Genomic DNA, 21,985 nt, shown 5'->3' with positions numbered 1-21,985 from the left:
GCACTATTACGCTTCAAGCTTGGCTTTATCGCAAACGCAGACTATTCAACACATGCTCCATATCCGCCGGTATAGGTACTTCGAAATCCAATCGCTCGCCAGTACGCGGATGCGTGAAACCAAGCTGCGCCGCATGAAGCGCTTGTCCGTTCAAGGCAACCGTCTTATTGCGGCCATATACCGGATCGCCTGCAAGCGGATGTCCGATATATTTCATATGAACGCGAATCTGGTGAGTGCGTCCCGTCTCAAGCTGCAGCTCAACCAACGTATAATCGAATCCGATTCTTTCTAACACGACAAAATGCGTTACCGCATGCCTGCTGTTATGATCGGTTACCGTGAACAGCTTGCGGTCACGAGAATCGCGGCCTATTGGCGCGTCAATCGTTCCCTGATCATGCTGCAGATTTCCATGTACAAGCGCAATGTATTTGCGTGTTACGGTATGCTCCTTCAATTGCTGAGCAAGTGACACATGGGCGAGATCGTTTTTGGCTGCCATAAGCAGTCCGGTTGTGTCCTTGTCAATGCGATGCACGATACCCGGTCGAACGACTCCGTTAATGCCCGACAAGTCTTTGCAATGGTACATAAGCGCATTGACTAACGTTCCCGAGGAATGACCGACTGCAGGATGCACGACCATGCCTCTCGGCTTATTCACTACGATCACGTCAGAGTCCTCGTACAAAACGTCAAGCGGGATATTTTCCGGTACAATTGCCGCGTCTTCGGGTTCTGGAATTTGCAACTGAACGACGTTGCCTTCCGCTACTTTAAAATTCGCTTTAACCGTCACCCCGTCAACGACTGCAGCCCCCGACTTAATCCATTCCTGAACTTGCGTACGCGATATGCCTTCTGAATCTATGCTTTCCGTTATATACTTATCGATTCGCTCGCCCGATTGCTCAGGCGCTACGATCCATTCCAACGTCTCTTCATTAAACTGGCTGTTGCTCATGTTCGTTAGATTCCTTGTCCTCTCCGTTGTTCATCGTTTTTTTCTCGTCGCGGGCTGTCAGCAATGTATCGATCAGGATCAATATCACACCGACCACGATTCCTGAATCAGCTACATTAAAGATTGGGAATTCGTACGAACCGAAGTTGAACTGAAAAAAGTCCACAACCTCGCCAAAGCGTACACGATCGATAAAATTGCCCAGCGCTCCGCCAAGAACGAGACCAAGACCTGTTAACAGCCATGGCTTGGACGACTTGCGCATCGCTTGAATGTACCATATGATGCCCGTTAATATGACGACCGTAATGATGATAAAAAACACTCGTTGCTCCTGTAAAATACCGAATGCAGCGCCGCGATTGCGATGCGAAGTAATGAGGAAGAAGTTGCCGATGACGCTGATCTGTTCGGCAATCTCCAACTGAGTTGCAATGATTTTTTTCGTTACGTAATCAAGTACAAACACAACCACCGCAATCCAATAAAAGTAAAAGCGCATCTTATCACTCCTAATTTTTCTGTGAAGCTGATTCTTAGGTCATCCAAATTATTGTAGCATAATGCCGCCGACAAGAGCTAGCAAGCTGCTGAAGCCCAGCATCCGGCTTCCATCGAAGTCCATACTGAAAATAGGCCAAGCGGCAAAAGCTAATGAAGCAATTATGTTCACAACAACAAAGGACGGTGCTTTGATCATGTCAACCTTAACAAGCGCCCAGCTTGCGCTGCTGCGTATAAGACTTGAGGATGAACGTCGCGAGATCGAGACTCGACTGTCGCGAAACGATCATTACGGGCTAGGCTCTTCCCTTCGCGACGATACAGGCGAACTGTCGCCGATCGACAATCACCCTGGCGATACGGCTACCGAGCTGTATGAACGCGAGAAGGATATTGCCCTCCATGAACAAGAAGAGCTTCATATCGAACGAATCGATGCTGCCCTTGCCGCCATGGAAAATGGAACGTATGGCATATGCAAGGCATCCGGCCAACCGATTCCTTATGAACGATTGGAGGCTGCGCCTGATACGCTCTATAGTATCGAGCACGCACCTCGCCAGCAGCTGTCGCATACGCGTCCTGCCGAAGAAACGCTTCTAAATCATCCATTCGGCAGAACAAGCATGGACGAGCATGAGGATGGCTATAACGGCTTCGACGGCGAAGACGCCTGGCAGATCGTCGAGCAATGGGGCAATGCCGATTCGCCCGCGTTTTCCGAGAATCGCGATGTCGCCGACTACGACCACGTTGGCATCGAAGCAGAAGAAAACGACGGTTACGTCGAATCGATTGAAAGCTTCCTTGCTACCGATATAACCGGACGGCATCTATCTGTTGTGCGCAACCGGGAATACAACCGTTATCTGGATACCGGTGAAGGCGACCATGGTCTTGAAAATCCGGATGAATCCGACGCACTTCAATAAGTTTTGCCTTCAAGCTGAATTTGTACTATTCGTACGATGTCTGCTATGTAATCGCCGATAATCGGTAAGTTCAGCGCCCCTAATATTCGAAGCACATAAAGAATCGTTGCCGCAAAAAAAGTAAAGCCGATCGCGATGCCGACGCCTCTAGCGGTACCGGCAAGCAGATTGCGCCATATAAGCTTTATCGGGCGGTTCAGCAGATCCACATAATCGGCGATATGCGTTCGCTCCATCTCCGATGCAATATGTTGAAGCCGCTTATCCAGTCTGCTTAAGGACGATTGAACTTCATTCAAATCTTCCGCCTGTTGGGCTGTATCATCGTTAGTTGGTTTCAAGAGAAGCCTCCATTTCTGGCAAGCATTAAGCTGCGTTTGAATTAGGTTTTATAATTGATTACACCAAATTCAACTTTTCAACGCATATAAAAAACGAGGCCTGCTTGGCCGCAACCGCTGCGATCAAGCAGGCTTCCTTCACTGCTTAAGGCAGCGGCCGCCAAGCTGCGGCGCTCGTTCTTCGCATGTCATGCTTCTCTTAGGATAACCTTAACCTTTGATGAAAATCCCAACTTGCTTTTCTCCCAGCGTTACACGTTCCATCTCCGCCGCTTCCTCATACGAAACCGTTTGAATCAGAACGTTGTCGCGCAGCACGTCATCGAATGTTGTCAATGCAGCTTGCAGCTCTGCATCAACAGAAAGGACCAAATCGATGCGCTTCTCGATCGGCAGATCAAGCTTCTTACGCGTATCTTGCACAGCGCGGATAACCTCGCGTACCCAGCCCTCTTGTTCAAGCTCAGGCGTAATGTCCGTATTCAATGCGACAGTAACGCCGCCTCCCGATGCTGATGCGAAACCAGACTTCGCTTGCTTCTCAACAAGCAGCTCATCGATCGTAATCGTCAGGGCCTCGCCTTCGGCGCTGGTGAACACCAAGCTTCCTTCGCCAACAACGGCTCTCGTCTGTTCAGCAGCCAATCCTTTCAGGTAAGCCTGGATAGGACCGACATACTTGCCGAATTTCTTGCCGGCAACCTTCAGATTAAGCTTGAAGGCGAAGTCAACGAATCCGCTGTCCGTGTTTTGGATCGTAATCGTCTTCACGTTGATTTCGTCCTTCACGATGTCCTCGTAGCCTGCCACGTCGAAGTCCCGATCGAGTGAAACGATCAATTCCGACAAAGGCTGACGCGTCTTGATACCCGTTTCGTTACGAACGTTGCGAGCAAGTTCAACAATCTGTTTCGCGCTCTCCATATCTCGCTCCAGCGTTTCATCGATAGCGGATTCATCTGCTTGCGGGTAGTCGGCCAGATGAACGCTGCCGCTGCCGCCAAGGTTGCCGTATACGTCTTCCGCCAGCAAAGGAGCATAAGGCGCGATGACACGGGACAAAATCAACAGTACGCTCTGTAGCGTTTGATAAGCGGCTACTTTGTCTTCCGACAAGCCGCTGCCCCAGAAGCGGTCGCGTGAACGGCGGATGTACCAGTTGCTAAGCTCATCGACGAACGTTTCGATCGCTTTGGCAGGGTTAAGGAAGTCGTTGACTTCAAGACCTTTGTTAACCGTGCGAATCAAGCTGTTCAACCTTGAAACAACCCAGCGGTCAAGCTTATTCGTCGAAGCCTTCACCGGATGTGCCGCAGGATCAAAGCCGTCGATCGATGCATACAGCGCATAGAATGCATGTGTATTAACAATGGTGTCAATGACCTTAGACTTCGCTTCGCCAACGATGCCTTTGGAGAAGCGTTTGCTATTCCATGGCGCGCTGTCTGCAAGCAACGCCCAGCGGAAGGCGTCCGTTCCGTATTCGTTGATGATTTCCCAAGGGTCGATTACATTGCCTTTCGACTTGGACATCTTCTGGCCGTTCTCGTCAAGAATATGTCCTGTCGAGATGACAGCTTTATATGGCGCTTTGCCGTTGTACAGCGTCGACACCGCAAGCAAGCTGTAGAACCAGCCTCGCGTTTGGTCGATGCCTTCGCAGATGATGTCAGCCGGGTATTGGTCGGCGAACTGCTGCTCATTCTCGAACGGGTGATGCTGCTGCGCGAACGGCATCGATCCGCTGTCGAACCACACGTCGATTACTTCCGGCGTGCGCGTCATCACAGCGCCTTCCGCGAATGGCGATTTCAGCTTGATGTCGTCCACATACGGCTTGTGCAATTCAATGTCTTCAGGAACAAAGCCTACAGCCATTTCACGAAGATCGGCAATGCTGCTCGGCGCATATTCCTTGCCGGTAGCTTCGCATACCCATACGTTAAGCGGCGTTCCCCAATAACGGTTCCGGCTGATGTTCCAGTCTACCAAATCTTCGAGGAACTTGCCGAAGCGTCCTTCACGGATATGGCCCGGGTACCAGTCAACGCTATTGTTGTTCGCGATCAATTGATCCTTCACCGCAGTCGTCTTAATGAACCAGCTTTCCATCGCATAATAGATAAGCGGCGTTTTGCAGCGCCAGCAGAATGGATAGCTGTGCTCATAGCGCTCCTTACTGTAGAGCAAGCCGCGTTCGCTAAGCGACTTCACGATGTCGATATCAAGCTCAGGATCCTTCACGAACCGTCCCGCAAAGTCTGTCACTTCTGCAACATAACGTCCTGCAAGATCAACGACATTCAGCATGCTGATGTTGTTTTCGCGTGATACTTTGTAGTCGTCATCGCCGTGAGCCGGAGCGATATGAACGATACCCGTACCGCTCGAATCGCTGACGAAGTCGCCTGCGATAACGATATGGCCGTGCTCGACAGGCACGTATCCGAATGGCGGCGTGTAGCGTTGACCGACAAGCTCAGCGCCCTTCACGACCGACAGCGTCTCGTAGTCCTCTTTCAATACCTTCTCAGCCAATGCCTCAGCAACGATATACACTTCGCCGTTCTTCGATGCGCGAATATAATTCAGCTCAGGGTTAACGGCAAGCGCCACGTTCGCGGGCAGCGTCCATGGCGTTGTCGTCCAAGCCAGCACATACTCACCCGACGTCTCCAGCTTGAACTTCACAGTCGCGCTTAAATCCTTCACATCCTCGTAGCCCTGCGCTACCTCATGAGAGCTTAGCGTCGTTTGGCAATCCGGGCAATAAGGGCTGACGCGGTGACCGCGATACAGCAAACCTTTGCCGTGGATATTGGAGAGGATATGCCACACGCTCTCGATGTACTCGTTCTTCAGCGTGATGTATGGATTGTCGAGATCGGTCCAATAGGCGATTGCTTCAGTCAGCTCGCGCCATTGCTTCTCGTATTCGAATACGCTCGCTTTGCACTTCTTGACGAATTCTTCTACGCCGTAATTTTCGATTTCCTGTTTACCGGAGATGCCTAGCTGCTTCTCGACGCCAAGCTCGACCGGCAAGCCGTGCGTATCCCAGCCAGCTTTACGAATGACGCGATAACCTGCCATCGTCTTATAGCGGCAAATAAAATCTTTGATAACGCGTCCAAGCACGTGTCCGATATGCGGCGCTCCGTTCGCGGTTGGCGGTCCTTCATAAAATACGAAATTCGGTTTCCCTTCACGATTCGCAACCGATTGCTTGAACGTATCGTTCTCTTTCCATTGATTCAGTACGCGCAGCTCACGGCTGCGGGCGCGTTCTTTCACATCTACGCGTTGCATAGCTTCATCTCCCTCTCGGTCAACCCTGTTAATAAAAAAATAAAGCCCCGTCCCCTGTAAAAAAGGGACGAGGCTTGCTCGCGTTACCACCCTTGTTCCGCTCTTGCCCCGTATAGCCTAGGACAAGCCGATTATAGCGCAGCCTATATTATAGACCGTGCTTATCATGCGGCACCTTAGTCGCGAACGTATCATTCGCGTTCCCTATAACGGGGGACAGCCGTCGATGCTTACTGCACACTTCAGCATCGCTTCTCGGAGATGATTTTCCGCATGGACCACTCGCCGGACTTTCAGCAATCGCCGGCTCTCTGAGGAATGGTAGACAAGCGTACTCTTTCTCGTCAACGAAGTTAGAACATAACAATTACTAATAGTTATAGCGTATCGGACAGCCTATTGTCAAATGTTAAGCTGCCCAATTATCTGTTCGATTATCCGCGTTGCAGCTCGATCTCAGCATGTCTGGACTGCGAGTCCAGCGTATCCCAGCCGTCTTGGCTAAGCAGCTCGAGCTGAGCTTCAACCAGCGTACGGAAACGTGCGCGGTAGATCGAAGCTTGCTTCTTGAGCTCCTCTACCTCCAGTGATACTTTGCGCGACTTGGACAGAGACTCATTAATAATCCGGTCGGCGTTCTTCTCCGCTTCCTTGATTATGAGCTGCGCTTCCTTCTTCGCATTGTTGCGAACCTCGTCCGCAGCTTCCTGCGCTACGATAATCGTCTTGCTTAACGTTTCCTCAATGTTCGTAAAATGATTTAGTTTCTCTTGAACATTCAGAATTTGATTTTGCAGCTCTTTATTTTCACGAATGATCGATTCGTAGTCCTTAATGACCTGATCAAGAAATTCATTTACTTCATCCTCGTCATAGCCGCGTAATCTGCGTCCAAACTCTTTGTTATGTATGTCCAATGGCGTTAACGGCATTGGCGCACCTCCTCAAGGTATTTGTATTGCTGGCATCCGGCTTGTACCTTTGTTGAGAACATTTTCGACAGCGACGACTGAATTCCTGCAATCCGTTAAATAAATTTGCCAATTTTAACGCGAATTCTGCCCTTTTTTGTCACACCGTCGACTTCAAGCACTTTGAATCTGCCTAGCCCCTTGAAAGAAACGACATCGCCTTGCTTAAGCGACTCCGACGGATCCTCTTCCGCCTTCCAATTCACTCTGCATCTGCCTGCCCTTATTGGATCGACGATCTTGGAACGGCTAATCCGGTACACATCGCTTGCAATGCCGTCCAGTCTCATTGAAGCAACAGACAAGCTCATTTCCTCAAGCTTCGGTATTACTGTGCTAAGCTCGGACAATGGAAGCACATCAGTCAACACGCTAACTCGATGCACTTGACGCAAGTGTATATTCAAGTAATCGGCAATCTCATCCATAACGATAATATGACTAAAGTCCTCATGTACATGAATATCGCCGATTCGGTCACGTTTAATGCCTAACCCAAGCAGCGCGCCTAAGTAATCGCCATGGTCAAGCTCATGCTGCGTCCCGGCAGGACTGTTGACAGCTAATACGGATACGCCCGCTTCCTCGCTGTCCAAATCCCGATAATCCGGGCCGATAATGGCACGTTTCCGTTCCGCTTCCGGATACCCGCCCTCGAACCGAATAGCTACGTCGGCATTCCGATTGGCGAGCATCGTAACGATTTCAATCTGCCTTGGGTCCAAAAAATCGGTCCGCTTCAGCTCATGCTGCTGTGCGGACCGCTCAACCCATTCCAACGCCCGATCGACGAAAGCTTTCTCGTCGGGGTGAAAATGATTATATATGGCTTGCTTCATCACAAGTCATTCCCTTACTAAAAGATGCCTAAGATAAAATCGACAACGGCCGTCAGTCCAAGCCCGATGAAACGAAGGGCGAAGATCGCAACGATTGGCGATATATCTAGCATACCGCCGATAGGCGGAATAAATCTTCTGAATATACCAAGGTATGGCTCGACTAGCTTGCCCAAGAATACGCCGATAAAGCTCTCGCGAGCGTTAGGCAACCAAGACAACAGCACATATCCGATAATCAAGAAGCTGTATATGCTGATTATTGTTCCAATTAATCCTGCAGCGCTCATAAATTGTGTGGTCACCTCATTTTAGTGTAGTCGTTCTCCTCCGCCAACATCTCCGTTATCGCACCTTGAATCTCTACGGATTCCGGCGTGCATAGAAAAATATTAGGCCCAAGCTTAGAGATGTTGCCGCTTAAAGCGTACACTGTGCCGCTAAGGAAATCAACAATGCGCACGGCTAGGTCTGTCCGAACGCGTTGCAAATTCACAATGACGGCCCTGCGCGAACGCAAATGGTCGGCAATTTCCTGCGCTTCGTCATAGGAACGCGGCTCGCTAAGCACGACTCTTACATTTTTCTGCGAATGGATGCTGACGACGTTATTGCTCTTCGTATTTTTACGTGTCTCGAAGGGCGAGGTTTCAGGTTCTTGTTCATCCACCTGCGGTATTCTCTCACGCTCTACAACTTCCTCTTCCTCCTGCAAGCCAAGAAAATTCATAAATCGATTCATGACGCTCATTACTCATTCCTCCTCTTTACCTATTAGTACGGTGCCTAAGCGGATCCATGTTGCTCCTTCTTCTATCGCCACCTCGAAGTCGTTGGACATCCCCATCGATAATTCCGTAATCGTGTTAGTCGTATTCATTGCTTGAGCGCGCTCGTGCAGTGCGTCTCGCAGCTCTCTTAACGCTTTGAATACAGGTCTTGTCTCTTCGGATTCTGCTTCGAAAGGCGCCATCGTCATAAGCCCGATTGGCTTTATCGACGAAAGCTTTGTCAGCTCATCCACGAATTCGTACAGCTGATCCGGCGAAAGCCCATGCTTCGAGTCTTCGCCTGACACGTTAACTTGAATGAAGCAAGGTACGATGATGCCTAGCTGGGCAGCTTGTTTGTCGATCGCTTGCGCAAGCGACAGCCTGTCCAGCGAATGAATGTATGTAAACTTTCCGACAACGTCCTTCGCTTTGTTCGTCTGCAGTGATCCGATGTAGTGCCAGGTCGGCTTGCTGATGCTGCCTATCTCGGCTTCGCCTTCCAGCGCCTCCCACTTGTCACGCGCATTTTGCCATCGATTCTCGCCTAGATGCTCTAGACCGAGCTTAACGGCAGCAAGTGTCGTTTCCGTGGATACGTATTTCGTGACTGCAATAACGTTGATTTCTTCCTTGCTGCGCCCTGATCTCAGGCATGCCTGTTCGATTCGCAGCTCTACATCCTTGATCCGTTCCGATAAATGACTCATTACGCCTCACCTTTCACGAATGCCGATCCAACTGGCCATACGGCCGGTTAAGCCGTTCTCCATACGATGGGAAAAAAATAAATCCCGTCTGCAGCCCGTGCACCACTTTGTTAATTCGATATGGATCGGCAAAATTCCTGCTTTTATCATAATCTGTCGGTTTATTTCTTTCAAGTTTATGTGCGCTTTGCTGTTATCGCTTTTTTGTAGAACGATTTGAGCATGTTCAGAGCTAAGCTCGAGCGACTCAATAAGACGCTCGACATGGTCGATCACGACGCCGTCCACCTCATAGCAGCAGCTGTCAATCGCCGGTCCAATTGCTGCTTTAAGCTTCTCTCGCTTCGTTCCATACTCCTTCTCCATAGCTGCGATTGTTTCCTCGGCAATTCCCTGCACGGTCCCTCTCCAGCCGGCATGAGCGAGCGCTATCGCCTGATGCTCGGGATCATAGAAGTATAGCGGTACGCAATCGGCGTAAAACGAGGTCAGCAGCACGTTCGGTTCATTCGTAATAATCGCGTCGCAGCCTTTAATTACATCATCAAGCGACAAGCTGCCTTTGCCCTTATCTGCAGCAGTTACCTTGTATACCTTGTTGCCATGCACTTGATCAGCACAAGTCCAAGCTTCGAACGGCCAATCAATGGCCGCTGCTAGCCGCTGCCGATTAGCGACAACATCAGCTGCATCATCGCCAACATGCAGCCCAACATTAAGCGAATGCCACTGCCCGCCGCTCACGCCGCCGTTACGACCGGTGAAACCTGCCGTTAAGTTCGAATTATCGCTATTCCATTCAGACAACAAAAAAAGCGAAGGTCCCTTCGYCGAATGATCTTCCATAAACGCTTCCATCTGTCCGTCACCTCTGTCAGCAAAGGATACTTCATTTCGCTATCATTCGCCATATGTGCTATAAATCACGCTTATGCCCAGTTTACAGCCTTATGAGCGAGCGTGCAAATCATCCTCGTCTGCTCGCAATGATTTCGTGTCGTCCATACGAACAAGCACGACGTCTGCGCCTATCTTCACGATATTGCGCCATGGAATGACAACCTCCGTACCTCCGCCGCCGAACACGCCGAAAAACTTCGTAAACTGCGGAACAACAATAGAATTGATACGTCCCTGGCGCAAATCAAGCTCCAGATCAGATATATGCCCCAGCTTCTTCCCATCCACTATATTAATAACGTCCTTCGTCTGAAAATCAGATATTTTCACTATCAATCACCACTTTTCCAGCGGATTTGTCGTCYGAACCGTCTTCTTATTACTATATGAGCCAAATGCCCAAAATGTCCTGCTGGTGCAAAAAAACGAGCCCCTGGAGATACAAATATTTCCATACGGTGATGAATGCGATATATTTATTGTACGATAACGTACAATAAGCGGTGGGAGGCCGACTCATCAACATGCCAAAGAAAATCGCATCAGAACTAGATTGGATTGTGTTAGGTATCGATAAATTCGCGGAAGGAGGCGAGTCGGCGCTAGTCGTCGAGAAGCTCGCGAGACAGCTGGGAAGCAGCAAAACGAGCTTCTATTGGTATTTTAAAGACCGTTCGCAATATGTCAGCCGAATAATCGCCGAGTGGCATGAGAGGGCAACTACGTCCGTTATCACAAGAAATACGGCACTGGCGTCGCTGCCTCCGCAAAGACAAGCACGAGAGCTTATGATTACGATGTTCAGCTTCAACGGCGGCGGTGATTTCCAGTTTTACCTCCGTAAGCTGGGAGAAACCGAGGATTCTTATCGTACAATGCTTCATCATTTGGAACAGCAACGACTTCGGTACATGAGCGAGCTGCTTATTCGCTGCGGACTAACGCAAGAGGCGGCAGTGCGGAGTTCAGAGCTTGTGTACAGCTATTATCTTGGCTGGTACGAACGCAATAAGTTTCATACGATTACGAAGGATCATGCTGAAGAGCAGGCTGATTTCCTCTTGGCTTTTGTTGGGATTGATTCGGATCATTAGTGAAGGAGTGATCGTTATGCAAGCAATTCTTGCCAGCATTGTAAGTGTATTGTTGATCGCAATCGGGGCTGTTCATCTGTATTGGATGTTGGGAGGCCGCAAAGGAATGGCAATTGCTTTGCCATCGCGCGGGGACGGCAGCGGTCGGCCGCTATTCAAGCCTGGACGCTTCGAGATCGGAGCCGTCATCGTCCTGTTCTGGGCAGCAGCTCTGCTTATTCTCATGTATGCGAATCTCATTCCCGTCATAGGTCCTCAGCAGCTTCCGCAACTGGCGGCATGGGCACTCGCAATCGTGTTCGCTATTCGAGCGATCGGGGAATTTCATTACCTAGGCTTATTCAAAAGGTACCGCAACTCTCCTTTCGGACGACTTGATACGTATGTGTATAGTCCGCTTTGCCTCGTGATGGCCGGTATGACTTGGTGGATGATCGGGATATCTTGAATTGGAAAGAGCCTGCCGGGAGTTATATCCCCGAGCAGGCTCGTTTGTTCACGTTTTAACATGCTTCTGCATTTGTTGAATCGCCGACTTCTCAAGCCTCGATACCTGTGCCTGCGATATGCCGATCTCGTCGGCAACTTCCATTTGCGTCTTGCCTTCGAAGAACCGCATCGACAGGATCATCTTCTCCCTGTCATTCAACTTGTGCATCGCTTCACGCAGCGCGATCTCCTCGATCCACGATACATCCTTATTACGATCATCGCTAATCTGATCCATCACATAGATCGGATCGCCGCCGTCGTGGTAGATCGGCTCGAACAGCGATACCGGATCTTGAATCGCGTCAAGCGCGAATACAACATCCTCTTTCGGCACATTCAGCGCTTCGGATATTTCAAAAATCGTCGGCTCGCGACTATTTTTGTTCGTCAGGCTGTCCCTTACCTGAAGCGCCTTATAGGCAATATCTCGAAGGCTGCGCGACACGCGAATCGGATTGTTGTCACGCAAGTAACGGCGAATTTCACCGATAATCATCGGTACGGCATAGGTGGAAAATTTGACGTTCTGGCCAAGATCGAAATTATCAATCGCCTTCATAAGTCCGATGCAGCCGACTTGGAACAAGTCGTCCACAAATTCTCCCCTATTGTTAAACCGTTGTATGACGCTGAGAACAAGCCTCAAATTGCCGTTAACCAATTTCTCTCTTGCTGCCCACTCGTTGCGGGTTTGCAATGCCGTAAACAGCTCTCGCATTTCGGCATTCGTTAGGACAGGCAGTTTCGCGGTATCCACTCCACAGATCTCGACTTTATTTCGGGTCAACGTGATTACCTCCCAAGGAGAAACATTACTGTACATTATCTCCTCGGGACCTCTTTTTATTCCTAATCTGACATCGTTCGACATTCAAATGTCGATTTGCATTTAGACCATTTTGTTAAATTCCTTACGCAGCCGCTTAATTATCCGTTTCTCGAGTCGAGAAATATAAGATTGCGATATGCCGAGAAGATCGGCAACATCCTTTTGTGTTTTCTCCTCGCCATCGGCTAGACCGAACCGCAGCTCCATAATAATTCGTTCGCGCTCCGACAGCTTTTCCAGCGCCTTATGAAGCAGCTTGCGGTCTACCTGCTCTTCGATATTACGGTAGATCGTATCGTTCTCCGTCCCGAGAACGTCCGATAAAAGCAGCTCATTGCCGTCCCAGTCAATATTAAGCGGCTCGTCGAACGACACTTCCGTGCGCGTCTTGCTATTGCGGCGCAAGTACATCAATATTTCATTCTCGATACAGCGCGATGCATAAGTGGCTAGTTTGATCTTCTTCTCCGGATCAAACGTGTTGACCGCCTTGATTAGGCCAATAGCGCCGATCGACACCAAGTCCTCGATATGAATACCGGTATTCTCGAATTTACGGGCGATATACACAACGAGCCTAAGGTTGCGCTCGATCAGCATCGCTCGAATCGCAGAGTCGCCGCTAGGCAGCTTCTCTAACAAATACTCTTCTTCCTCGCGCGTCAAGGGAGGCGGAAGCGCTTCACTGCCACCGATATAATAAATCTCATCGCTTTTTAGTCCGAATAAAAATAAAACACGATAATAGTATAACTGCAGGATCAATTTCCACTTGACGAGCATTGGGCCCATCCCTCCCCGATTGTATGAGCTAGCTTGCGATCGTTATTCTCTAACCATTGACGGATGAATGATCGCTTGATAAGCCCCATCAGATGCTAACTTTCCGCCGTCAAGTCCGATGAGCACCTTACTTGTTTCAAAAACTTGTCCTTCCCTGTTCACTTCAACATGATCCGGTTTAAGCGCAAGCATGAATTGCGATCCGCGATTGACGCCTCGATACGGAACGAGACGAAGCCGATCTTGCCAAACAAAAGGCTGACTGTCCATACCGGCTACGAGCCGATCGACATGGGAGCTGCGAATGCTGTTCATCCACGCAGGAGGCAAATCCGCTTCCCAAACCGACGCTTCCATCACCATAACCGGCGTTCGGGTAAGCGGATCATACAGCTGATTGCCTGTATCGATAAGGCCGACACAGGTTTCCGTTCGTTCACCGATTGTAATCGTTACAGCAGCCAAATGGGTATGCACCAGCTCCCGTTCTCGTTTTTGCGTCAATACGGTACGGTATATATACAGACCGATACAAAACGCAGCAATAAAATAAAAAAGTCCCATTTTCAACTCAACATGCATGCTTCCGCTAACAAATGTGATCGTCCTCCATACTTCCCCAGAGCCCTGCATAAGTAAATAATAGATACCTAATATCGCACCCGCTGCTATAAAGTTGACTGCATAGAAGGCAGCGACAGTGCGCAAATAATGTTGTACCGTCGCAAAGCCAAAAGCAATCCACACCATAACGAGTGACATCGCGACCTTGACGCCAAGCGTAAACATGAAGCTAAGCTGGGGGTAAAACATCAAGATGACATAGCAGCCTCCGACAGCAGCAGCTAGAAGGATGCGCCAGTGGCGGGGCTTCAGGTGCCGAACCCAGGCCGTCGTCAGCAAGATAGCACCATCGACAAGAAGCTCACGCAGAAACATAATATCGACATACATGTAGAGATTGGCCACCTTCCTGCCATACCTTGCAGCTGGCGCCCTAGAGAACGATTGACACTAGTATATAAAAATTGTATTTCAAAGTCTGTCTATTCATGACGTCATGACATATCTTTTTTTGTCGAGTATGTATATAAAATCCGCGAGTGAATACGTAGGCAAATAGAGGTGGCAGAGGTTGATATTATGGGCTGATTAGGCAATAAGACCTTTGTAAGAGCACATAGGTTCTTACAGCTCATGAGTAACCATTGTGTTCGCTCCGTAAGTGCACATACGCTCTTACGGTGATCATGCGGCACGGAACAATCGACTTATGGAAAAGGCAATCCTTTTTTGTCGAGCATTAATGCAGAGATTACTCTATATGATCGTATCCTTACTTGCCCCACACCGGAGTGAACTAGTTGCTGCTTGTCCAACATCGAACGAAGTAATTTTCGTGAATTCCTTGTGTTCAACTCCATCTTCGCACATACATCTGCAACACGTATGCTACGTTGGAGTCGAAATCCTAGACGAATGACCTCAGCTTCAAATATATTAACTCCATCAAGTATGGCTGTTGTTCCTCCGGAATAATTGCCCAAAAACTGTTGAATAGCCTGCTGGCACATTCTCGGTTTATCATTGATATGATCAAACGAAAATCTTAATATGCGCCATCCGTCAAGTACGAGATGATTTTGTCTCATTAACGAGTCAGCAAATTKAGCGCGAGTTGCATGTGAAGCATGTTGTTTATACCCATCAATCTCAATTGCAAGACGAAGTGAATCTCGGATGTAGGCGAAATCCAAATACCGCTTCCCATCAATATAGTCTTCAACATCAAACTCAGGATTTAAGCTATCAAAATGATAAAATACAGGGAACCAAACCTTCTCCAAAAATAACTTTTCAGCATACCCATGTTCATGGCCAAGTCATCTTCTGTCCTCACCTATTTTCTCCTTCAAGCACTTTGCAATCCACGAGTCATAGCTATTTTGAAAATCTGTCATGGCACTTCAACACCTCTCTAAAAAATAAACACCGCTTCTACAGGACGAAAAATTCGTCCCAAGAAAGCGGTGTTCTTCACTGCTAACGACTTATTTGTATAATTTTACTATATACAATTTCGAGATACAACCTTGAGTTTTGCTTTCTATGATTGTTTAATAACCACTAATACACCTTTAAAACTAGGTATTTCGAGTAGAATTCACGCGCTTTTTCTCTGTAAGTTCATATGTGCTCTTACGGCGTACAAACATAAGCTACTCTTTATCAGTAAGAACATATATACTCTTACAGCCAGTTTGTCGATAGAATTGGCACCGCAATATCTAGAAAACAAAAAAACCGCTCGCTCGGCTGGGCCAAGTGAGCGGGTTGCGTAATATTAGCGGTCGCCGCGTGGACGATTGCGCAAAAAGGCAGGAATTTCGAGTTGATCGCTCGACGCAGTGCTTGTGCCGAATGGCTTAACCGTGTTAGAACTAGCAGTCGATTGTCTTGTTTCCGGTTGCACGGCTTGAGGCTGAGCTGCTGCATGACGCGATGGCGACGGCTTGTGCTCGAAACCTGTTGCGATTACCGTAACTTTAATTTCGTCTTTCAAATCTTCATCGATGATAGCGCCGAAGATCATGTTCACGTCTGGATCAGAAGCAGATGTAACGATCTCAGCTGCTTCATTGACTTCATAAAGCGATAGGTTACTGCCGCCTGTAATGTTCATGATAACGCCGCGTGCGCCGTCAATGGACGTTTCCAGCAATGGGCTCATAATCGCTTTCTTTGCCGCTTCCGCAGCACGATTCTCTCCTGTAGCAATACCGATACCCATAAGCGCCGAACCGCGCTCAGTCATAATCGTCTTAATATCGGCAAAGTCAAGGTTGATAAGTCCAGGTACCTGGATCAAATCAGAAATACCTTGTACAGCTTGACGAAGCACGTTGTCCGCTTCACGGAACGCTTCGAGCATCGGAGTCTTTTTGTCAACGATCTCTAGCAAGCGATCATTCGGAATAACGATAAGTGTATCTACTTTTTCCTTAAGCGCTTCGATACCCAGCTCGGATTGTCCAGCACGCTTGCGCCCTTCGAATGTGAATGGCCTAGTGACGACACCTACCGTCAAAGCACCGCATTCGCGAGCGATCTCAGCGATGACAGGAGCAGCTCCCGTACCGGTACCGCCGCCCATGCCGGCTGTGACGAATACCATGTCAGCGCCTTTGAGCTGGTTCGTAATGCTCTCGCGCGATTCTTCTGCAGCCTTATGACCAACATCAGGATTTGCACCTGCGCCAAGACCGCGTGTAAGCTTATCGCCAATTTGCAGCTTGTGCTCCGACTTAGCCAAGTGTAGCGCCTGTGCATCCGTGTTAACGGTAATAAATTCAACGCCTTTAACGCCGTTTTCTATCATTCGGTTAACAGCGTTGCTTCCGCCGCCGCCAACGCCGATTACTTTAATTTGAGCCAACTGCTCAAGATCGATATCGAATTCCAACATCCTTCTTTTCCCCCAGTCATGCGTAAACGGCAGAAGCCGTTTCTACCCGGCGCAGCTGCGTTTCGCGTTGAAATATAAGCATCTTATACTAGATGACATATAGAATGTTATATTTTCAAATAAATTCGTTAAACATATTTTTGATTCGCTCCATCATACCGGGTTTGGATGTAGTTGCCGGAGCAGCCTTGGTGCGGGTTGTCTGCTTCTTCACAGTTCCTGTTCCGCGAGGCCCCATATACTTCGATACGTATTGGATCATACCGACGCCGCTGCTGAAAGCAGGGTCCCTTACACCAATATAATCCGGCAATGCTATACGGACGCTGGATTCGAGTTCGGACTGAGCGAGCGCTAGCGTGCCTGGCATGGAAACCGTACCGCCTGTCAACACATAGCCGTTGACTTTGTCTCCATATCCCAGCTTGCGAACCTCTTGCCGAATGAGATGGAATATTTCTTGCATCCTAGGTTCAATAATGCTTGCAAGGTCAAGCTGCGAAAATTCCTTCTCCGCGTTGCTGCCCATGCGGGTCACTTTGAACTTAACGTCCTCCGCCGCATCGGTCACATTCGCGCAGCCGTATTTCAGCTTGATCTTCTCTGCTTGATCACTCTGCGTACGCAGACCGTATGCTATATCGTTAGTTACGTATTCTCCGCCGATCGGCAATGTTGAAGTAGCGGCAAGTCCGCCTTGATCGTAGATCGCAATCGTACACGATCCTGCGCCAATATCGGTAAGAACCGTGCCAATCATTTTCTCGTCCTTGGTCAATGACATGACCCCAGAAGCAAGAGACAATAGAATAACGCCGGATATACGCAGTCCAGCCTTCTCCACGCACCGCATTAAGTTATGTATCGCGGTTTTCGTCCCTGTAACAATCGTTGCTTCGACTTCGAGTCTAACGCCGATCATACCGCGCGGATCTGATATGCCTTCCAAACCATCTACCAGGTATTGTTTAGGAACCAGATTAATAATTTCACGTTCCGGCGGCAAAGCCACTACTCTCGCAGCTTGTACCACGCGTTCAATATCCTCTTCACCAATTTCCCGATCCTCATTGGATACGGCTACTACACCACGGTTCGTCTGTAGAGCAATATGGTTGCCCTGGATGCCTACATAGACATCCGATATTTGAATACCCACCATGCGCTCCGCATGCTCGATGGCGTTGCGGATCGATTGCACGGTCTGGTCAATATCAACAATTGCTCCCTTGCGAATACCTTCAGAGTCGGCAGAACCAACCCCAATAATATTAATGGCTCCGTTAGATACTTCGCCAATGATCGCACGAACCTTGGATGTACCGATGTCCAAACTGACGATGATGTCGTTGTTACTCAACCCGCGGCACCTCCGTTTCAACTTATTAATTAATTTTCCATTTGCAAACGCATACGGTAGCTTTTGACCTCTTGCGGTCTAAGCTCCCGTTTCGTACCGTCTTTCAGCMGCTCATAATGGAACGTCACCCAAAAACGGTATTCAGTGAAATATAGACATGTGTATAAGTCAGAGACCTGCACATCCCTATAATTCAAAACAAGGTATTTCTACATATTCAACGCGCCTATTATTTTCCCTCTTTTTTCTACAAAATTTTCGGTGCTTATTTCACTTACAAACGAGCGCTGCCCCTTGCAGAGCTCATGTCACCATGTTGCTTCAGTCAGCTTCAGCGAGTATAAATGCGATAACTAAAATTCTACCATTCTTTCAAGCTATTGAGTAGTCTATTTTTTCCTACTACGCCATGTTTAAGCGCTTTTACAAGTGCCAAATGATTGAAAACGAGTACCGCGTACGAAAAAATGCCGGATTCAGCGTGATCTTTCATCACACGGGTTGATCTTCAACCGAATGTTTATTCCGAATCCGTTTCCTCGTCATCCAAATCACCCAAGTTAAACGGAACGTACGTATCCGCAAGCAGCATCGTAATTCGCCCCGGCTCCTGCGTCTCAATAACGGCATTAAGCGCTTCGATCTTCTCCGGCAGAACGGCAACGGATGTAATCACTTCGAATTTAGTGCGCGTATAGATCTTGATGCGGTCAGGATAAGCTTTGGACGGATCAGGAATAATCTCCGAGAGATCGGACAACTGTTTTACTGGAATTTTGCCAAGCTGCTTCATCAACGATACTTTTACTTTGTCTTTGGCCGCCCATCCGGTGAGCACGGGCTTGTCCGCTACGAGCATCGCTTCTATCTTCGATGCTATGCTCGTGCCGTTCGACAAAAGAGCTGTTAATTCGCCCTTCGGCGACAACTCGAACGCTACGATGGGATATTCCTGTACCGTAATTTGGACAACTCCTGGAAACACTTTATTGACCGTTGCTTGTTCAACTTGGGGCAGCTTTTCTACCCGTTTCTCGATCGTGCTCGAAGTCGTCCCGAAAAAAGCGTCGCCTGCCGCGACGGCGGCCGCCCCGGCAACCTCGGCATTGGTGGCCAGCTTCGTGCCCACAATTTGCACTTCTTCTATTTTGCTGATGGAAGAGTTGAAGAAAAGCACTGCAAGCAATACGAGGAATAACAAAAAAAGGACAATCAGCAGCTTTCGGCTGCCTCTGCGTTTCTTGGCTGGCTCTTTTAAGACCGGCATGTTTTCACTCATAACTTGTCCCTACTTTCTATGCGAAAAACTCCAAACGCAGCCGTTTCTCAAAAGAGCGGCCATGTTCAGAGCATGTATCTTCTCGTTCGTATGACGCCATAGCAGGTTTCATTACACAAAGACGCCGGCTCCGCATCAAGTATAAAGGAGGATGAAGCCGGACGTTTCTAACTCAGAACTTGCTTGCATACTATTAATTATTAGGCACTGGCGAGTAGCGCGAGATACGTGCACCCAGCCTCGTCAACATCGATTCGATCTTGTCGTAACCGCGGTCAATGTGGTGAATCTGCTCCACGACCGTACGGCCGTGAGCCGCCAAGCCCGCTATAACAAGCGCAGCGCCTGCGCGCAGATCGGTTGCTTCAACCGTTGCGCCATACAAACGAGGTACGYCGCGGATGAAAGCCGCATTCATATCGACGCGAATATCGGCGCCCATGCGCGATAATTCATCGACATGCTTCAGACGTCCTTCGAAAATCGTTTCCTTCATAATGCTGACACCGTCTGCCAGCGTTAGAAGAACCATCAGTTGTGACTGTAAATCGGTAGGAAATGCCGGATAAGGCGATGTAACAACTCTCTCAACCGCCTTCGGTCTAGTAGCGCAGCCCACTTTAATTATATCACCGTCGACAACAATTTGAACACCTGCGCGACGCAGCACATGGATTAGCGATGACAGATGCGCAGGCTGCGTGTTCTGAAGCGTAACCTGGCCGCGCGTTGCGGCTGCCGCAACCATAATCGTACCTGCCACGATACGGTCCGGAATGACACGATATTGACAGGGATTAAGCGACTGTACCCCTTCTATCGTTATCGTATCTGTCCCGGCACCCATTATTTTCGCACCCATTGCGTTTAGAAAACGTTGCAAATCTTGAATCTCCGGCTCGCGCGCTGCATTCGTAAGCGTCGTCCGGCCTTCGGCCCTGACAGCGGCCATCATAATGTTCTCCGTAGCTCCCACGCTTGGAAAACTTAGATGAATATCCGCCCCGCGCAGCTTCTCTGCACGGCACACAATCCGGTTGCCAAACTCCTCAATCTCCGCTCCAAGCGCTTGCAAGCCTTGCAAATGAAGGTCTATCTTTCTCTCGCCGATTGCGCAGCCTCCCGGCTGATACACTTCAGCTTCGCCGAAGCGGGCGAGGAGCGGTCCCATTAGGAAAATAGAAGATCGCATTTGTTTCATTAACGATTCCGGCACATGGGACGTATGAGCGGGCTCTGTATCCAGCACAACCGTATCTCCCGAATGCTCGGCGCGGCATCCCAGTTCGCGCAAAATGTTCAGCATGACGTCGATATCCAGCAATTCAGGCACATGTTCAATCGTAAATGTGCCTTCGGCCAGCAAGCTGGCAGCCAATATCGGCAACGCGGCATTTTTCGCTCCTTGGATAACTATGGTTCCTGAGAGAGGTTTCCCACCTTCAATCACCAATTTGTCCAATGTATCACCTCCGAATTACCGCTCACCCACCACCAATACTTCCGGCACCAGTTCCACGCCGAAGCGCTCTTTTATGGTGCTCTGAATATGGGACATGAGGGCGAGAACGTCTTCAGCAGTCGCTTGCCCGGCATTTACAATGAAATTGGCATGAACTTCTGACACTTGAGCGCCTCCGTAGCGATACCCCTTTAAGCCTGCCTCTTGAATAAGCCTTGCTGCAAAATCATTCGGCGGATTACGAAATACGCTGCCTGCACATGGCATCTGTAGCGGCTGTGTTTGGCGGCGCTTATCCTTGAAAGCGGATAGTGCTGCGGAAATTTCCTTGCGATTGCCCTCTGCAAGCTCGAAAGTCGCTTCTACAACAGACCCTCTCTGCTCTTGCAAAATCGAATGCCGATAGGAAAACTTCATGTCGTCTCGATCGTACGTTACCAATTCTCCTGTCTCCAGCACAATCTCAGCTGACTTAAAAATACGTGACACATCAGATCCGTGCGCTCCCGCATTCATGTAGACGGCTCCGCCGACCGTGCCCGGAATTCCCCCCGCGAACTCTAGACCTGTCAGCCCCTCTTTGCCTGCCACGACAGATAGCTTAATGAATGAATAGCCGGCGCCTGCAGTTACAAGGCAACCGTCGAAACGCACAAAATCCAACCCACCGCTCGGCTTAATCACAACACCGCGAATTCCTTTGTCGCTCACGAGCATATTCGAGCCGCGGCCCAAATTCGTCCAGCTTATCCGATGCTTATTCAACAGCCGGATCGCAGCAATCAGCTGCTCTTTGCTCTCCGGTAGAATTAACACATCGGCAGGGCCGCCGATTTTCCATGTTGTATAGTTCGATAGCGGCACATCATACAGAACTTCGCCGATGCCGGCTTGTTCCAATTCCGCTTTAATTGCTTCCATTGGTTGACCCTCCTAAAAGGTTTTACGAAGTAAAACCTACTTCGTAAGCGTGGACT

The 21,985-nt window shown here is 49.1% G+C and carries 23 protein-coding genes and 1 other annotated feature; of the genes, 3 read left to right on the top strand and 20 right to left on the bottom strand.

Annotated features, from left to right (window positions below; translation table 11 throughout):
• Positions 1-25 precede the first annotated feature (25 nt).
• On the bottom strand, positions 26-967 hold the full coding sequence (locus tag AB4Z33_RS20315) for an RluA family pseudouridine synthase (RefSeq protein WP_442051633.1): 942 nt from the start codon (positions 965-967) through the stop codon (positions 26-28).
• Entirely contained in the window at positions 948-1,469 is a 522-nt protein-coding gene (lspA, locus tag AB4Z33_RS20310) for a signal peptidase II (RefSeq protein ID WP_337098641.1), read from the bottom strand. Before lspA ends, AB4Z33_RS20315 begins: the two co-directional genes overlap by 20 nt.
• 196 nt (positions 1,470-1,665) lie before the next feature.
• Here lspA and AB4Z33_RS20305 point away from each other — a divergent pair, with 196 nt between their 5' ends.
• Entirely contained in the window at positions 1,666-2,403 is a 738-nt protein-coding gene (locus AB4Z33_RS20305) for a TraR/DksA C4-type zinc finger protein (RefSeq protein WP_442051652.1), read from the top strand.
• On the opposite strand, the gene AB4Z33_RS20300 is transcribed toward AB4Z33_RS20305, so the two are convergent.
• The 9 genes from AB4Z33_RS20300 to AB4Z33_RS20260 all read right to left on the bottom strand — a co-directional run bounded on the left by AB4Z33_RS20300 (position 2,397) and on the right by AB4Z33_RS20260 (position 10,573).
• The gene (locus tag AB4Z33_RS20300) at positions 2,397-2,672 is read right to left on the bottom strand and encodes a DUF5665 domain-containing protein (RefSeq protein ID WP_442051651.1); all 276 of its coding nucleotides are present in this window, start codon (positions 2,670-2,672) and stop codon (positions 2,397-2,399) included. The genes AB4Z33_RS20305 and AB4Z33_RS20300 overlap by 7 nt on opposite strands.
• Before the next feature lie 282 nt (positions 2,673-2,954).
• Positions 2,955-6,053, bottom strand: a complete 3,099-nt coding sequence (gene ileS / locus AB4Z33_RS20295) for an isoleucine--tRNA ligase (protein ID WP_442051632.1) — start codon at positions 6,051-6,053, stop codon at positions 2,955-2,957.
• A 60-nt stretch (positions 6,054-6,113) separates the two neighbouring features.
• Positions 6,114-6,410 (bottom strand) — a binding site (T-box leader).
• A gap of 77 nt (positions 6,411-6,487) precedes the next feature.
• A complete protein-coding gene (locus tag AB4Z33_RS20290; RefSeq protein WP_337098639.1) occupies positions 6,488-6,985 on the bottom strand; it encodes a DivIVA domain-containing protein in 498 nt (165 codons plus the stop codon).
• A 95-nt stretch (positions 6,986-7,080) separates the two neighbouring features.
• Complete coding sequence (locus AB4Z33_RS20285; RefSeq protein WP_337098638.1) at positions 7,081-7,863, bottom strand: YlmH family RNA-binding protein; 783 nt, start codon at positions 7,861-7,863, stop codon at positions 7,081-7,083.
• 17 nt (positions 7,864-7,880) lie between these two features.
• A complete protein-coding gene (locus tag AB4Z33_RS20280) occupies positions 7,881-8,153 on the bottom strand; it encodes a YggT family protein (RefSeq protein ID WP_442051650.1) in 273 nt (90 codons plus the stop codon).
• An 11-nt stretch (positions 8,154-8,164) separates the two neighbouring features.
• Positions 8,165-8,614 (bottom strand): cell division protein SepF, encoded by a 450-nt coding sequence (locus AB4Z33_RS20275; protein WP_307203816.1) that lies wholly within the window; start codon positions 8,612-8,614, stop codon positions 8,165-8,167.
• Between the two features lie 3 nt (positions 8,615-8,617).
• Positions 8,618-9,343, bottom strand: a complete 726-nt coding sequence (locus AB4Z33_RS20270; RefSeq protein ID WP_442051631.1) for a YggS family pyridoxal phosphate-dependent enzyme — start codon at positions 9,341-9,343, stop codon at positions 8,618-8,620.
• 6 nt (positions 9,344-9,349) lie between these two features.
• Positions 9,350-10,189: a peptidoglycan editing factor PgeF gene (pgeF, locus tag AB4Z33_RS20265; protein ID WP_442051630.1), complete on the bottom strand. Its 840-nt coding sequence runs from the start codon at positions 10,187-10,189 to the stop codon at positions 9,350-9,352.
• A 102-nt stretch (positions 10,190-10,291) separates the two neighbouring features.
• Positions 10,292-10,573 (bottom strand): YlmC/YmxH family sporulation protein, encoded by a 282-nt coding sequence (locus AB4Z33_RS20260; RefSeq protein ID WP_442051629.1) that lies wholly within the window; start codon positions 10,571-10,573, stop codon positions 10,292-10,294.
• Positions 10,574-10,767: 194 nt separating this feature from the next.
• Here AB4Z33_RS20260 and AB4Z33_RS20255 point away from each other — a divergent pair, with 194 nt between their 5' ends.
• Together AB4Z33_RS20255 and AB4Z33_RS20250 are read left to right on the top strand one after the other, a co-directional pair.
• A complete protein-coding gene (locus AB4Z33_RS20255; protein WP_442051628.1) occupies positions 10,768-11,337 on the top strand; it encodes a TetR/AcrR family transcriptional regulator in 570 nt (189 codons plus the stop codon).
• Positions 11,338-11,353: 16 nt separating this feature from the next.
• A complete protein-coding gene (locus tag AB4Z33_RS20250) occupies positions 11,354-11,785 on the top strand; it encodes a DUF3995 domain-containing protein (protein WP_442051627.1) in 432 nt (143 codons plus the stop codon).
• Between the two features lie 48 nt (positions 11,786-11,833).
• On the opposite strand, the gene sigG is transcribed toward AB4Z33_RS20250, so the two are convergent.
• From sigG to murB, 9 genes are all read right to left on the bottom strand, one after another.
• Positions 11,834-12,616, bottom strand: a complete 783-nt coding sequence (sigG, locus tag AB4Z33_RS20245; RefSeq protein WP_337098630.1) for an RNA polymerase sporulation sigma factor SigG — start codon at positions 12,614-12,616, stop codon at positions 11,834-11,836.
• A gap of 102 nt (positions 12,617-12,718) precedes the next feature.
• Positions 12,719-13,441: an RNA polymerase sporulation sigma factor SigE gene (sigE, locus tag AB4Z33_RS20240; RefSeq protein ID WP_307203808.1), complete on the bottom strand. Its 723-nt coding sequence runs from the start codon at positions 13,439-13,441 to the stop codon at positions 12,719-12,721.
• A gap of 42 nt (positions 13,442-13,483) precedes the next feature.
• Complete coding sequence (gene spoIIGA / locus AB4Z33_RS20235) at positions 13,484-14,395, bottom strand: sigma-E processing peptidase SpoIIGA (protein ID WP_442051626.1); 912 nt, start codon at positions 14,393-14,395, stop codon at positions 13,484-13,486.
• Between the two features lie 317 nt (positions 14,396-14,712).
• Positions 14,713-15,288, bottom strand: coding sequence for a DUF559 domain-containing protein (locus AB4Z33_RS20230; protein WP_442051625.1), 576 nt, complete (start codon positions 15,286-15,288; stop codon positions 14,713-14,715).
• Between the two features lie 497 nt (positions 15,289-15,785).
• Positions 15,786-16,907 (bottom strand): cell division protein FtsZ, encoded by a 1,122-nt coding sequence (gene ftsZ / locus AB4Z33_RS20225; RefSeq protein WP_337098627.1) that lies wholly within the window; start codon positions 16,905-16,907, stop codon positions 15,786-15,788.
• Positions 16,908-17,022: 115 nt separating this feature from the next.
• Complete coding sequence (gene ftsA / locus AB4Z33_RS20220) at positions 17,023-18,267, bottom strand: cell division protein FtsA (protein WP_442051624.1); 1,245 nt, start codon at positions 18,265-18,267, stop codon at positions 17,023-17,025.
• Positions 18,268-18,787: 520 nt separating this feature from the next.
• Positions 18,788-19,546, bottom strand: a complete 759-nt coding sequence (locus AB4Z33_RS20215) for a cell division protein FtsQ/DivIB (protein WP_442051623.1) — start codon at positions 19,544-19,546, stop codon at positions 18,788-18,790.
• Positions 19,547-19,739: 193 nt separating this feature from the next.
• On the bottom strand, positions 19,740-21,008 hold the full coding sequence (murA, locus tag AB4Z33_RS20210) for a UDP-N-acetylglucosamine 1-carboxyvinyltransferase (protein WP_442051622.1): 1,269 nt from the start codon (positions 21,006-21,008) through the stop codon (positions 19,740-19,742).
• A gap of 15 nt (positions 21,009-21,023) precedes the next feature.
• Positions 21,024-21,929 (bottom strand): UDP-N-acetylmuramate dehydrogenase, encoded by a 906-nt coding sequence (gene murB / locus AB4Z33_RS20205; protein ID WP_442051621.1) that lies wholly within the window; start codon positions 21,927-21,929, stop codon positions 21,024-21,026.
• Positions 21,930-21,985 lie beyond the last annotated feature (56 nt).

The sequence above is a fragment of the Paenibacillus sp. 2TAB19 genome (assembly GCF_052115185.1).
In the GTDB taxonomy this organism is placed as follows: Bacteria; Bacillota; Bacilli; order Paenibacillales; family Paenibacillaceae; genus Pristimantibacillus.
The sequence above is the reverse complement of the archived record's forward strand: the minus strand, read 5'-3'. Positions and strand labels throughout refer to the sequence as shown.